At 39.0% G+C, this 12731-nt stretch carries 13 protein-coding genes; 3 read left to right on the top strand and 10 right to left on the bottom strand.

Annotation, left to right across the window (positions count from 1 at the left end):
• Positions 1-87: 87 nt before the first annotated feature.
• The 3 genes from V6260_RS15830 to V6260_RS15820 all read left to right on the top strand — a co-directional run bounded on the left by V6260_RS15830 (position 88) and on the right by V6260_RS15820 (position 4055).
• Positions 88-1413, top strand: coding sequence for a PAS domain-containing methyl-accepting chemotaxis protein (locus V6260_RS15830; protein WP_341595069.1), 1326 nt, complete (start codon positions 88-90; stop codon positions 1411-1413).
• Between the two features lie 252 nt (positions 1414-1665).
• Positions 1666-2736 carry a hypothetical protein gene (locus tag V6260_RS15825; protein WP_341595068.1) on the top strand — a complete coding sequence of 357 codons (1071 nt, stop codon included), beginning with the start codon at positions 1666-1668 and terminating at the stop codon, positions 2734-2736.
• A 257-nt stretch (positions 2737-2993) separates the two neighbouring features.
• Positions 2994-4055 (top strand): hypothetical protein, encoded by a 1062-nt coding sequence (locus V6260_RS15820; RefSeq protein ID WP_341595067.1) that lies wholly within the window; start codon positions 2994-2996, stop codon positions 4053-4055.
• A 70-nt stretch (positions 4056-4125) separates the two neighbouring features.
• Here the strand turns inward: V6260_RS15820 and ttcA are convergent, their stop codons facing one another.
• The 10 genes from ttcA to ccoO all read right to left on the bottom strand — a co-directional run bounded on the left by ttcA (position 4126) and on the right by ccoO (position 12724).
• Positions 4126-5040, bottom strand: a complete 915-nt coding sequence (gene ttcA / locus V6260_RS15815; protein ID WP_341595066.1) for a tRNA 2-thiocytidine(32) synthetase TtcA — start codon at positions 5038-5040, stop codon at positions 4126-4128.
• A gap of 103 nt (positions 5041-5143) precedes the next feature.
• Positions 5144-6070: a universal stress protein UspE gene (uspE, locus tag V6260_RS15810; RefSeq protein WP_341595065.1), complete on the bottom strand. Its 927-nt coding sequence runs from the start codon at positions 6068-6070 to the stop codon at positions 5144-5146.
• A 94-nt stretch (positions 6071-6164) separates the two neighbouring features.
• Positions 6165-6911: an FNR family transcription factor gene (locus V6260_RS15805; protein WP_341595064.1), complete on the bottom strand. Its 747-nt coding sequence runs from the start codon at positions 6909-6911 to the stop codon at positions 6165-6167.
• Between the two features lie 70 nt (positions 6912-6981).
• Entirely contained in the window at positions 6982-7653 is a 672-nt protein-coding gene (locus V6260_RS15800; RefSeq protein WP_341595063.1) for a sulfite exporter TauE/SafE family protein, read from the bottom strand.
• Entirely contained in the window at positions 7646-7813 is a 168-nt protein-coding gene (ccoS, locus tag V6260_RS15795) for a cbb3-type cytochrome oxidase assembly protein CcoS (RefSeq protein ID WP_341595062.1), read from the bottom strand. Before ccoS ends, V6260_RS15800 begins: the two co-directional genes overlap by 8 nt.
• A complete protein-coding gene (locus V6260_RS15790; RefSeq protein WP_341595061.1) occupies positions 7810-10185 on the bottom strand; it encodes a heavy metal translocating P-type ATPase in 2376 nt (791 codons plus the stop codon). The genes ccoS and V6260_RS15790 overlap by 4 nt, the downstream gene beginning before the upstream one ends.
• Before the next feature lie 8 nt (positions 10186-10193).
• Entirely contained in the window at positions 10194-10685 is a 492-nt protein-coding gene (locus V6260_RS15785; RefSeq protein ID WP_058549677.1) for a FixH family protein, read from the bottom strand.
• Between the two features lie 141 nt (positions 10686-10826).
• Positions 10827-11861 carry a cytochrome-c oxidase, cbb3-type subunit III gene (gene ccoP, locus V6260_RS15780; protein WP_341595060.1) on the bottom strand — a complete coding sequence of 345 codons (1035 nt, stop codon included), beginning with the start codon at positions 11859-11861 and terminating at the stop codon, positions 10827-10829.
• Positions 11858-12043 carry a CcoQ/FixQ family Cbb3-type cytochrome c oxidase assembly chaperone gene (locus V6260_RS15775; RefSeq protein ID WP_058549679.1) on the bottom strand — a complete coding sequence of 62 codons (186 nt, stop codon included), beginning with the start codon at positions 12041-12043 and terminating at the stop codon, positions 11858-11860. The genes ccoP and V6260_RS15775 overlap by 4 nt, the downstream gene beginning before the upstream one ends.
• Before the next feature lie 6 nt (positions 12044-12049).
• The gene (ccoO, locus tag V6260_RS15770) at positions 12050-12724 is read right to left on the bottom strand and encodes a cytochrome-c oxidase, cbb3-type subunit II (protein ID WP_341595079.1); all 675 of its coding nucleotides are present in this window, start codon (positions 12722-12724) and stop codon (positions 12050-12052) included.
• Between the last annotated feature and the right edge of the window lie 7 nt (positions 12725-12731).

Raw genomic sequence — 12731 nt, 5'->3', positions numbered from 1 at the left:
TTCAAACTGCTTGGTATTTATCGCGTTATGCTAAATGTCTCCTATACTAAAATTAATTTTATATTGATTGTATTAGTAAGGATATTAATGTTTTTTTCTAAAAATAAGCAAAATGAAGTAACCTCTTTAAAAGCTGAACTCTATCCATTACAACAAGTGTGGGAAGGGCTTTACCGTGAGATGTTAGTACTTAACATTATTTATGATGGTCGAATTTCGCATGCCAATGATAAATTTTTAGAAAACTTAGGATACACAGAAGACGATCTCACTAACCACTTTTTTAATGATTTTATTACAGAGTCGTCTCGTCAATCAAAAGAGTTTATAAGTTTGCAAAAGGCGATTAAAAAAGAAGGGCATTGGGGCGGTGCATTACAAATTGCGCGCGGTGATGGTAAAGCTGAATGGTTACGTTTAATAGTACATCCTGTAAAAGGGGAGCAAGATCAGTTGCTCTATTTTTCTATATTCGGGAGTGTGCTTACAAAAACAATCACGGCTTCTCGCGAACAAAGCGACACTATCAAAGCGATATATCGCTCTATGGCAGTAATTGAATTTGATTTAGAAGGCCATGTTTTAAAAGCAAATGAGCAGTTTTTATCAGCAATGAGTTATCAAGAAAGTGAGTTAATAGGAAAGCACCATCGTACTTTTTGTGAAGCTTCAGAGTATAACTCCCAAGAGTATCAACAGTTTTGGGCTAAATTAAGAGAAGGACAGTTTATAGCGGAGCGCTTTAAGCGTGTTGATAAATACGGCAATGTTGTATGGTTAGAAGCGTCATATAACCCAATTTCAAATGACGCGAATGAGCTTTATAAAGTAATGAAGTTTGCAACAGTTATTACAGAGCAAGTAAATCAAGAAATTGCGATATCTCAGGCTGCCGAAATTGCTTATAGCACCTCAACCCAAACTGATAAAAAAGCAGAGCAAGGCGCGAGCGTTATACAAGATACAGTTGCGGTAATGACCGAACTTGCTATTAACATGGAGCAAGCTGCAAGTGAAATTTCAGCGCTTGATCAGCAGTCGCAACAAATATCGAGTATTGTACAAAGCATTAGTAGTATTGCTGAGCAAACAAATTTATTAGCGTTGAATGCCGCAATTGAAGCGGCTAGGGCTGGAGAGCAAGGCCGAGGCTTTGCTGTGGTTGCAGACGAGGTTCGATTGCTTGCATCGCGTACATCAAAAGCAACAGAAGAAATTGTAGAAGTAGTACAGCGTAACCAATCACAAACCCAAAATACGGTGGCTGTAATAGAAAAAGGTAAAGAAAAAGCAGAGCAAGGTTTAGCACTATCTAAAGAATCTGGTGAAGTAATGCAAGAAATTCAGCAAGGCGCACAAGAAGTTGTTAATGCGATTGGGCAATTTACCAGTGAACTCAAAGCTAACGGCTAGATTAATTACGTCCTTATTCTAAAGCGGGCACCTTTACCGGTACCCGCTCAGCTTAATTCCCCTCAATATTACTCTCGTCTCCCCTGATAATTTTAAATTTAACAACTATTTTTTATTAACCCATTAAATGATAATAAATTGTTGCATTTCTATCCTTTGTTCCTAATACTGGTGAACACCAAGGCTGACAAGCCCTAGTATGAATACCTTAAATGATAATAAAATATTACGTACACAACATTAAGGAATTGTATGAACAACACAAAGCACACACACACATTAATTAAACCAAGTCATCTAATTGGTGCTGGGCTTGCTATGCTAATGAGCTTTTCTGCAGCGAGTAAAGACTACAAAATTATATTAATTCACGGGTTACAAACTTCGCAAATAACAAATAAGTCGGGTAGTGATGTAATTAATGACGGTGAAACATATTGGCAATCGTACTGGAATAATCGTGCAGATGAGCGAATTGATTGGCCTGCTTATGAGCGTATTGAGGGTAAAATTGCTACCGATTGGGTGTGGCCAAAGTTAAAGCAAATTTCACGCTCTAATTTGTGCAGTGATGGCTGTGTATTTGTAACACATTCAACAGGTGACTTAGTTGCACGCCATATTATTGATAACCAAGAAAACTGGTTAGAAAACGAAGGCTTACAGCCGCTTAATATTGTTGCTACGTTTGATTTAGCTGGCGCGGGTGGTGGAAGTGAACTGGCTGATGTAGCAGTTAGTGCTTTAACTGGCGCATCATGGAACTTTGCGGTCGATGCAGCACTCAAATGGTGGCTAGGAAGTGATGTAACCGAGGCCGTTGGTGTATTACACGATTTAAAAGTGAATAATGCTCGCAAAATATCGCCATTTCCTGATGCACGTACACCTCGTTTACGCTTTGTGGCAGATGGTACTGCGTATTTAGGTTTAACAGGTGGTTTTTTAAAAGGTAATGATGATTCGGTTGTAGCATCGCACTCTTCATGTGGTGCAAGTTCAGCTGGCTCGTTTGGAAGTTGTAGCAGCAGTATTGATACAAATGGCCATTTAAAATCGCAAGGTGATGCTGTTAGTAGCTTTATGCCAAACCATTATCCAATGATGATGAGTGACAGTTATAGCCATAATGAAATACATAACGCTCAACGAAAAGGTAATGTAACAATAGCCATGAATAACGTAAATGTGGAAGCTGACACTTTAGGTTTTAATACGTTTGATAAAACTACAGGTAGTTGGTTTTGGAAAAAACAATATCGTTATATTAAGGATTCAAATAATTTAAGCGCATCAGCACTTATTTATAATGTGATTCCATAACATAGAAGGCGTTTAGTTATACCAATCTGCATAAATCTTTGATCAATTTAACGAATTAAATTCCACTATAACGTCGTTAAAATTTTTTATTTACGACTGCATGGGTGCAGAGCAATGCAGGGAGCAATTGCCGAGAACAACTAGATACAAAAATTTTTGCCTAGTTCTAGCGTAATTTTTTTAACGTTAAATAGACCCCATATATAAGCAGATTGGTATTAAAAACTATACGCCTTATAAAAGATTGAAATATAAAAATGAAAAAATTTTATGTCGTTGCTTTAATTATTAGCACTATTTTATTCTCACTATGGTTTACAAGTAAAAATGATGCTCATAAAGTTGCTGAGCCAATAACGCCCCAGGTTAAACACAGTGCGAGCGTCGCTGATTTATCGCCTGTAAAAGTAATCCCTATAGATGTGCCTAAAGCTAAAAAACCACAATCAAAAAAACAAATTGCGTTTAATGAAGATTTAACAAAAGCAGCGCAACAAGTGGTGATGCAATACGAAAGTGCACTTAAGTTTCCTCCTTATTCCCAACCTTTAAGTCCTTTAGATGAAGATCGATTAAAGCCAAATCAGTTTTATCCGGTGTCGAGCCCCATAGGTGAAAGTGGCGATGCTTTAACGGTAAGCCTCAAACAATATCGTTTTGTATATCCAGAAGAAATAACAATAAAGATAAGCGCTCGAGGGCTTGGAAAAGTGGTCGTTGAGCTTGCAAATACTGATACAAAGGAAATATTAAATACCCACACAGGCAATGCGCGTGACGGTGAAGCCATTATTACATTTAAAGGCGAAGATGATTACCCTCGTAGCTTACAAGTGTTTGTAGAGGGTGATGTTGCCGGTAAAAAAGTCCCAGTGGTTGCGCAAATTCAATATATGGCTCCAAGTGCGACTTTAACAGGTTTTGAAACTGCTTATGCACAAAACGAAAACATGATTTTGCCAGCTAACATAGCGGTAGTAAAAAGTGGTTTATATCGTGTTAGGGCTAATTTATACAGTGGCGATACACCACTTGCTCATTTAGTATCTAAAGAGCGGTTAAAAAAAGGAAGCCAAACTCTTAATTTGAAAGCTCATTGGTCGGTGTTACCACAAAGCATTACAGATATGCGCTTAAGCGACTTTGTTATTGAGAGAATGTCGCCAAGCCCGAGGGAGCGTAACAGCTTTGGGAATAGTGAAATAAGTCATTTTGATATTAACGATTTCTCGTACGATAGCTTGCAGCAATTACCCTATCAGGCTAATACACAAGAAAAGTTAAGTTTGGAATTTTTACAAGGCTTAGCTGAGAGTTAAAAATAGAACGCAATGCTGAATTAGTAAATTTAAGGGGGGTTGTACATAAATACAATCCCCTTTAAATTTGTTAGCTTAGATTTATAGTAACTACACTTGGTGCTTCTTGTTCATCAAGCTCATTAGTAACAGGCACTTTAGGAATGTCTGGCTTATCAAGGGCGATATCGCCACCATCAATAATTTCACCTGTTTTTAAGTTTTTAAAATCAAACAAATCAGCATCAGCTAAATGTGAAGGCACGACGTTTTGCATGGCTGTAAAAATACTCTCAATACGACCCGGGTGCTCTGCATCCCATTTAGCGAGCATTGCTTTTGTATGCTTACGTTGTAAGTTTTCTTGTGAGCCACAAAGGTTACACGGGATTATAGGGTAGCCTTGTGCAAATGCGTATTGGCTTATATCGCTTTCTCTACAGTATGCAAGTGGGCGAATAACCATATGCTCGCCGTTATCACTCATTAATTTAGCCGGCATGCTTTTTAGTTTTCCGCCATAAAACATGTTCAAAAATAAGGTTTCAATCATGTCGTCACGGTGATGACCAAGGGCTATTTTAGTAGCGCCTAGCTCTTTTGCTGTGCGGTATAAAATACCACGGCGTAAACGAGAGCAAAGTGAACAAGTTGTTTTACCTTCAGGGATAATATCGGTAACAATACTGTAAGTATCTTCTTCTACAATTTTATATTCAACATCTAGTTTATCAAGGTATTGAGGTAGTACATGCTCAGGAAAACCTGGTTGTTTTTGATCTAGATTTACAACGACGAGATCAAACTTTATAGGTGCTACACGTTTTAAATGTTGAAGCATTTCAAGCATTGTGTAGCTGTCTTTGCCACCTGATAAACACACCATTATACGGTCACCTTCTTCAATCATATTGAAGTCCATAACGGCTTGACCAGTTTGGCGGCGTAAACGCTTTTGAAGCTTATTTAAATTAAATCGAGCTTTAGCTTGATCTGAATGTGACAATTACGCCCCCTTGATAAACATACGTAAAGTTAATTGCTAAAAATAAAGGGGCGTATTATATACCCAAGTACTATGGGTATTAAAGCGCTAGTTAAGGCTTTGTTTAACTTTTGGCAAGAGGGCTGACATAACCGTCTGGTTTTAATGCAAGTACATCGCAATCTAAACTATCAATTACATGCTCTGCGGTGTTACCCACAAGCGCCGCGCTTAAGCCAGTGCGTCCAACAGTACCAATAACTACTAATTCGCTATTCAACCGCTTAGCCACATCAGGGATTACATCCTCTGGTAGGCCTTCTTCAATAAAACATTGCTTTTGGCCTAAATTAAACTCAGCTGCAAGTGCACTAGTTGATTCATGATGGTGTTTTTTAACTGATTCGTTATAAAGCCCAGGGTTAAACTCAGGAATTTCGATTGCTATATTAATCGGTGTAGCGGGGTAGGCATTAACTAAATTAAGTTTTGCGTTGGCAAGTTCACATAAAAATTGTGCGTCTTTAATTACACGTTTATTAAGTGCCACATGTTCTTCGTTTTCACTAACCGCATTCACAGCAGCTAAAATATTTCCGTTTGATGGCCATGCCATTTCTTTAACAAACAACACCGGAGCTGGGCATTTACGAACTAAATGCCAGTCGGTAGGGGTGAAAATAACTGATTTGAGTGCACCATGTTGATGTGTCCCTTTAATTACTAAATCGTACTTTTGAGCAATTACAGTATCGATTATGGCCTCATAAGGGCGGTTATGCCAAACCACTTGGGTGTCAATATTTATATCTTTGTAAGGAGAAACTAAATCGTTAAGCCATAGCTGGCGATCTTTTAGCACGGCATCACGCATTGCTTCGCGTTCTTCGCCAGATAGCATCGTTGTCATTTCATAAGAGAAGTCGTAAACCGTCATAAAGGCGGTAATACTTGCGCCAGATTTTTTGGCTAAGTCTATTGAACGTGATAAACCGTGTTGATCGTCTTTGGTAGGATCAATAACCGCAATAATGCGTTTAATAGTGTTCATATGCTACTCCATTTGCCTAACGGGTGTACATTTAGTGTAACGCAAATATAAAACAGTTAAAGGGGTAGCATATAAATTGTTGTTCTAAATCAAACTATTTAATATAGCGGGGCTTAACGATTGCGGCCGTTTTAGCCAAAGCATCATTATCTAAAATTGTAATAAATTTACCTTCCACTTTAATTAAGTCGGCTTTTTGAAAACGACTTAATAAACGACTAATCGTTTCCACAGTTAGGCCTAAGTAGTTACCTATTTCACCACGCGTCATAGTAAATCTAAATTCTTTACGTGAAAAACCACGCTCGCCAAAACGCTCAGATAAGTTATAAATAAAACTAGCTAGGCGCTCTTCTGCTGATTTTTTATTAAGTAATAACAGCATTTCTTGATCGTATGTAATTTCGCTGCTCATTAAACGCATTATTTGTTGGCGAAGTTTTGGTAATTTACCAGCAAGTTCGTCAAGGGTATCGAATGGTATTTCGCACACCATTGATGTTTCAAGAGCTTGTGAAAAACTCTGGTGCGCCATTTTACTTATCGCATCGAAGCCCACTAAGTCACCCGCTAAATGAAACCCAGTTATTTGCTCATCACCTTGTTCTGATAATGTGTACGACTTAAATGAGCCAGAGCGTACAGCGTAAATAGCCTGTAAAGGTGCGCCTGATTCAAATAGATAATCGCCTTTATGGAGTGGTTTTTTTCGCTCAATAATTTCGTCTAGCTTATCCATTTCTTGGCCATTAAGAGAAAATGGCAAGCACAATTGGCTAATACTGCAGTTATTACAGCTAATAGCACAATTACCTTTAGCGCGACTTTGAGAGAAATCCATAATTTAATCCGTTTAAATTTTTATATACACGACTGCAAAATAACCATAAAAGGTTAATACTGCGAATAGATTATTGTATCAGCTTATCAGTTGCAATTATCAATAAGTAGATACCATACCAGATTATAACACTACCCAATACAATTCGGGTCCAAGGGTGGTTAATAATACTATTTAGTTTTTGTGCGGTAACGCCTAATGTGATCATTGCGGGAAAAGTACCTAAAGCAAAACAAAGCATAACTAAAGCACCGCCTAGGGCACTAGGGCTAGTCATCGCCCATGTAAGTGCTGAGTAAACAAGTCCACATGGAAGCCATCCCCATAAAGCACCGTAACCTAGGGCTTTAAAGGGTGAGTTAATAGGCATTAAGTATTTATTTAGCTTAACAATGTGTTGCCATACAAAGGTTTTACCAATTTTTTCTAACCATTGCAACGTAGAGCCCAGGCGCATTATATACACGCCGACTAGGAGCATAAAAATAGCTGCAATGAATGAAAGTGCCAAAGAAAAAGATGTGTTTTGCCTAGCAAATTGGCTGCTAATACCAGCAACAAGTGCACCTGCAGCCATGTAGCTCAGTGCACGCCCAGTATTATAGGCAAATGAATAGGTAAATGTTTTGCGTTTATCACTTGCCAGTTGTAATGAGCTTGCAATACCGCCACACATGGCAATGCAATGGCCACTACCAATTAGGCCCATTAAAAAAGCGCTAATATAAAGAGGGTCAATCATTACTCTTGTCGTGCTGCTCTTTATCATCTTCAAACAAAATACTGTGACCTTGCTTGTTTAAATCAGAGAATTGCTCGCTTTTAACTGCCCAAAAAAACACGCCTATAGCAATAATGACAAACAAAATGGCAATGGGGATCAAAATGTAAATTATGCTCATAACTTTAATAGCCTTAGTGAATTACTAATCACAATAATAGAGCTGGCAGACATGCCAATAACAGCCATCCATGGAGCAACTAAGCCCAGCGCTGCTAATGGTAATATGGACGCATTATACAATAAAGACAGCGCAAGGTTTTGCTTAATAATTCGTCTGGTTTGTTTTGCTACATTGAGCAAATGATCGATTGAGGCTAAATCGCTATTAAGAAGCACTACATCGGCGCTATTTTTTGATATGTCAGCACCGGTTTCCATTGCAATGGATAAATGCGCACTGGCAAATACAGGGCTGTCGTTTACGCCATCACCGACCATTGCTACAACTTCGTTTTGTGACGACCATTGTTCAACGGCTGTTTGTTTATCTTGTGGTGAACATCCAGATTGCACACTTTTAAGGTTGAGTTGCTTAGCTACTTTTTGCCCCGCATCTGATGCGTCACCGGTTAACATATGACACGTTAAATTTTGTGATTTTAGTGAGTCTATAAGCTTTTGAGCATCGTTTTTCACTTTATCAATAAAGTAAAAACGTGCAACAACTTGCTTATTTATATACAAGCTTGCTTGTGCATTTGATTTTTTGCTATCAAACCAACCACTTTTACCAATTGCATAATGATTGTTTGCATCTTGTGCGCTAATTCCTAGACCTGGATGCACTTCAACGTTATCAAGAGTGTGGTGAGCAGGGGTGATTTCATCAAATGCGCTGGCTATAGGGTGTTCAGAATAGCGCTCTAACATGGCAGCCATATCTAGCACTTGCGCTTTTGTGTATTGTTTATCGAGTATATCTACTTCATCAAGGCTAAATTTACCTTGGGTGAGCGTGCCCGTTTTATCAAATGCAAATAAAGTAATTTGTGAGAGTGTTTCGAGTACATGCGCTTGTTTTATTAATACGCCTTTACGGGTTAAGGTTGCAACCGCGCATGTAAGTGCAGTTGGTATGGCTAAACTCAGGGCACATGGGCAGGTAGCAACTAAAACCGAAATGGTGATCCAAAATGCATGTTCAGGGTCAATTTGGTACCAGCCAATAGCTGTAAGTGAAGCAAATATAAGCAGGCACGCTATAAACCATTGCGCAACTTTATCTGTAATTTCAACCAGTTTAGGGCGCTTGGTTAATGCATTGTGTTGCAAGCGAATAATTTGGTTTAAAAGCGTGTTTTGGCCAATTTTATTAATTTTTATTTCTATTACGCCATCGTGATTAACGCAACCGGCGTAGACATTGTGGCCGATAAATTTTGTAACAGGCTGATGTTCGCCCGTCATCATTGATTCATCAACCGTGGTTTTACCCTTAATAAGCTCGCCGTCGGCAGGGATTGTTTCACCCGCTTTAATGAGTACTACGTCATTAAGTTTTAGTCTCTTGGCTGCAATTATGAGTTCTTCACCACTTTCGTTAATAGTGCGGGCTGTTAATGGCAATAATTTTTGTAAGTTTGCAGTAAATTCACTCGCTTTTAAACGCGCTCTAAATTCAAGATACTTACCTAATAGAAGCAAAAAGGTAAACATACAAACCGATTCAAAATAAACTTCGCCCACTTGCATAAACGTAGCATAACAACTTGCCCCATAAGCTCCAAAAATGGCAAGCGATACGGGTAAGTCCATATTTAATTGTTTAGCCTTTAAGCCATTAACGGCATTGGTTAAAAAAGGCAGCGCGCTGTATAAAATAACCGGTGTGGCAAGTACTAAGCTTATCCATCTAAAATATTGCTCAAAGTTACTGTCCATGCCTGAGAACATGCCAAAGTACATGGCAAAGGCAAACATCATTACTTGCATAGTCATCAGCCCAGCAACACCTAAGCGACGAATATACGCTTTAGCTGTTTGCTGCTTTTGTTGAGCTTCTGTATCTGCTTGAAATGGGTAGGCTTTATAGCCAATTTTAGCCAAAGAGGTAATGACTTCACTCAGTGGTGTGTTTGTTTTATCCCACTGGATCATAGCGCGATTAGTTGAGGTATTTACGTCAACGCGCTTAACTGTTTTTAGGCTTAGTAATTGTTTTTCGATAAGCCAGGCACATGCTGCACAGGTAATGCCCTCAACACTTAATAATACTTCAGAGATTGTGTCGTTTGTGGCTATAAACTCATCTTGTATGTCTTCATTGTCGTAGCTTTTTATAAACGCGAGTTGCTCTGGTACTAATTGCTCTACTTTACCGGCTCGAACAGTGCGGTATTTGTAGTAGTCGGTCATGCCTTGATCAACAATGTTTTGCGCAACCGCTTGGCAGCCAATACAGCACATTGGCTGTGACGTGTTATCTATAATAACAGTTGCACTAAACCCTTTAGGCACACTCTCAAGACAATGAAAGCAAGAAGTACTCATATTTACTACTACTTATAATTAGGCGTAACTAACAGAGGCTGCTCTGTAGGAAGTGTGATGTTTTCTTTTAACTTCCAGCTGCCATCTATAGGCTCTATAAAGACAGAGTAGGCGCCCGGTGTATAGTTTTCGAGTAGGGCTGTAAATTCTTTATTAGCATTTGGAGTTAGTGTGGCGGCAAAGTCATGGGCTTTGATGGTGCGATGATAAAATGATAATTTTAATGCGGGTACATTACTATAATCGCCTTTAGTAAATTTAAAGCTAACGCGTTCATCAGTAACATTTAGCTCACCGTGTAAAAAGAGTGCTTTGGCTTTTTCAAACTTAGTAAGCTCTAAATTAATAGCTTTACCTTTTTTGTAGTAATCATCTACCACCATGTCTGGGCCATTGCCCACAGCAGTAATAATTAATGTTATGCACCCAATAATGGCCGCGAGAGGAAAAAAGATTAAAAACCAAGGCCAAAAATTTTTATACCACGGAGTAGGTTGCATAGTTGCTCTAAAATTAGTTTAGGTGGGGTTATTTTATAGCAAATATTTGTAAAAGACTAAAAAAAAGCCTCCGACTGGAGGCTTTTTTGATCTGGATTAATCTATTGAAATAAAAAGATTAATTATTGGTTAACTCGATGTTTATTTATCTTGCGATAAACTGTAAACATACGCAGTTAACAAGTGAATTTTATCTTCACCTAAAATGTCTTTCCATGCTGGCATAACACCGGCGCGGCCATGGTTAAGCGTTTCTTCAACAGCACGTTGAGAGCCACCATATAGCCAAATGTTATCTGTTAGGTTAGGTGCACCAAACGGTAAGTTATGTGCAACAGACCCTTTACCATCAGCACCGTGACACGCTGCACACATGGCAAACTTAGCGGCGCCAGCGGCTGCATCTTTTTGGTTAACAGTACGACCAGATAAGCTAAGAACATGAGCCGTCATTTCTTTTACGCCTTGCTCACCAAGTGCAGCACCCCAAGAAGGCATTGCAGCTATACGACCATAAAGAAGTGTTTCTTTAATTTTGTCAGGTGAACCACCGTATAACCAATCTTTATCAGTTAGGTTAGGGAAGCCAGTTCCACCACGGGCATCAGAGCCATGACACTGAGCACAGTTTTGCGAAAATAAACGCTGACCAATCTCAAGTGCTAATTGACCATCTGTTTGCTCGTGTTTATCACCATTTTCAAGGGCAGCTTGCTGTGCTGCATCACCTTCAAATTTAGAATTAACTAAATCTAAAACTGGTACTTGTGCAAGTTTGTTGAAAATTGGACCAAAACGCTCTTGTGCAGCTTCGTACTCTTTATCAAGTTTAACAAAACGGCCTTCTTCTTTAGCATCCGCAACTGCTTTTTTAGATTCAGCTAAAGACGTAATACCTTGATTAGAGCTGGTCCATTTACCTAAACCTTCCCAGTTACCTAAACCTGGGAAAGCTGCAAGGTAATATACAGACCAAACAAAAGTTGCGAAAAACATGTACGTCCACCATTTTGGTAGTGGATTGTTCAGCTCTGTAATACCGTCATATTCATGCCCACAATCTTCACCTTCTTTAACTGCAACATAGTTTTTAAGGTTCCAAACTAATAAGCTAAAGATGATAATTAAACAGGCTAGGGTTAAAACAATAACCCAAATACTCCAAAAGCTAGTCATTTTTCAGACTCCTTTTCCTCGTTAGAGAGTGTGTTGTTATGTTTTTTTTCATCTTCAAAAATGGCATTAGCAGCGTTATCAAAACGATTTTTGCTACGTTTGCTGTATGCCCATACAACAATCACAATAAACAATACTAAAATTACCAGAGTCAAAATGCCTCTGTATGTTCCGTAATCCATAATTTTTTACTTCAAGTGGGTGCCAAGTTGCTGTAAATACGCGATCAAGGCTTGTATTTCTGTTGCGCCTTCGCCGTTATTCATAGCGTTAACTTTTTCAACATCTGCTTGAAGCTCTTCGTCGCTGCCATAACCTAAACCCGGGTGTTTTGGGTTTTCAGGGTTAATAGCAAAAGTATCACGGAAAATTTGTAGTTTCTTCAGAGTTAGGCTGGTATCAACCGTTGTCTCTGCTAACCAAGGAAAACCTGGCATATTCGATTCAGGAACCACGGCACGTGGGTCAACTAAGTGAGCATAATGCCAATCGTCCGAGTAACGCTTACCTACACGAGCAAGGTCAGGGCCAGTACGTTTAGAACCCCATTGAAAAGGGTGATCCCATACTGACTCGCCAGCTACAGAGTAGTGACCATAACGCTCAACTTCATCGCGAAAAGGGCGGATCATTTGTGAGTGACAGTTGTAACAACCTTCACGTACATAGATATCACGGCCTTCCATTTCTAAAGCGTTAAGAGGGCGCAGGCCTTCAACAGGTTTAGTTGTATCGTCTTGGAACATTAGCGGAGTAATTTCAACTAATGCACCAAAACTAATAGCAAAAACAGTCAGAATAGCCATTAGGCCAACGTTCTTTTCTACTATTTCATGTTTGTTTTGTGAATTTTTATTGCTCATCATCTCA

It is taken from the genome of Pseudoalteromonas aliena (genome assembly GCF_038155085.1).
In the GTDB taxonomy this organism is placed as follows: Bacteria; Pseudomonadota; Gammaproteobacteria; order Enterobacterales; family Alteromonadaceae; genus Pseudoalteromonas; species Pseudoalteromonas aliena_A.
The sequence above is the reverse complement of the archived record's forward strand: the minus strand, read 5'-3'. Positions and strand labels throughout refer to the sequence as shown.

Bases quoted from the DNA above. Each gene is read 5' to 3' on its own strand.
- V6260_RS15830 (WP_341595069.1), top strand. From the start codon at position 88: ATGTTTTTTTCTAAAAATAAGCAAAATGAAGTAACCTCTTTAAAAGCT.
- V6260_RS15825 (WP_341595068.1), top strand. From the start codon at position 1,666: ATGAACAACACAAAGCACACACACACATTAATTAAACCAAGTCATCTA.
- V6260_RS15820 (WP_341595067.1), top strand. From the start codon at position 2,994: ATGAAAAAATTTTATGTCGTTGCTTTAATTATTAGCACTATTTTATTC.
- uspE (WP_341595065.1), bottom strand. From the start codon at position 6,070: ATGAACACTATTAAACGCATTATTGCGGTTATTGATCCTACCAAAGAC.
- V6260_RS15805 (WP_341595064.1), bottom strand. From the start codon at position 6,911: ATGGATTTCTCTCAAAGTCGCGCTAAAGGTAATTGTGCTATTAGCTGT.
- V6260_RS15800 (WP_341595063.1), bottom strand. From the start codon at position 7,653: ATGATTGACCCTCTTTATATTAGCGCTTTTTTAATGGGCCTAATTGGT.
- ccoS (WP_341595062.1), bottom strand. From the start codon at position 7,813: ATGAGCATAATTTACATTTTGATCCCCATTGCCATTTTGTTTGTCATT.
- V6260_RS15790 (WP_341595061.1), bottom strand. From the start codon at position 10,185: ATGAGTACTTCTTGCTTTCATTGTCTTGAGAGTGTGCCTAAAGGGTTT.
- V6260_RS15785 (WP_058549677.1), bottom strand. From the start codon at position 10,685: ATGCAACCTACTCCGTGGTATAAAAATTTTTGGCCTTGGTTTTTAATC.
- ccoP (WP_341595060.1), bottom strand. From the start codon at position 11,861: ATGACTAGCTTTTGGAGTATTTGGGTTATTGTTTTAACCCTAGCCTGT.
- V6260_RS15775 (WP_058549679.1), bottom strand. From the start codon at position 12,043: ATGGATTACGGAACATACAGAGGCATTTTGACTCTGGTAATTTTAGTA.
- ccoO (WP_341595079.1), bottom strand. From the start codon at position 12,724: ATGAGCAATAAAAATTCACAAAACAAACATGAAATAGTAGAAAAGAAC.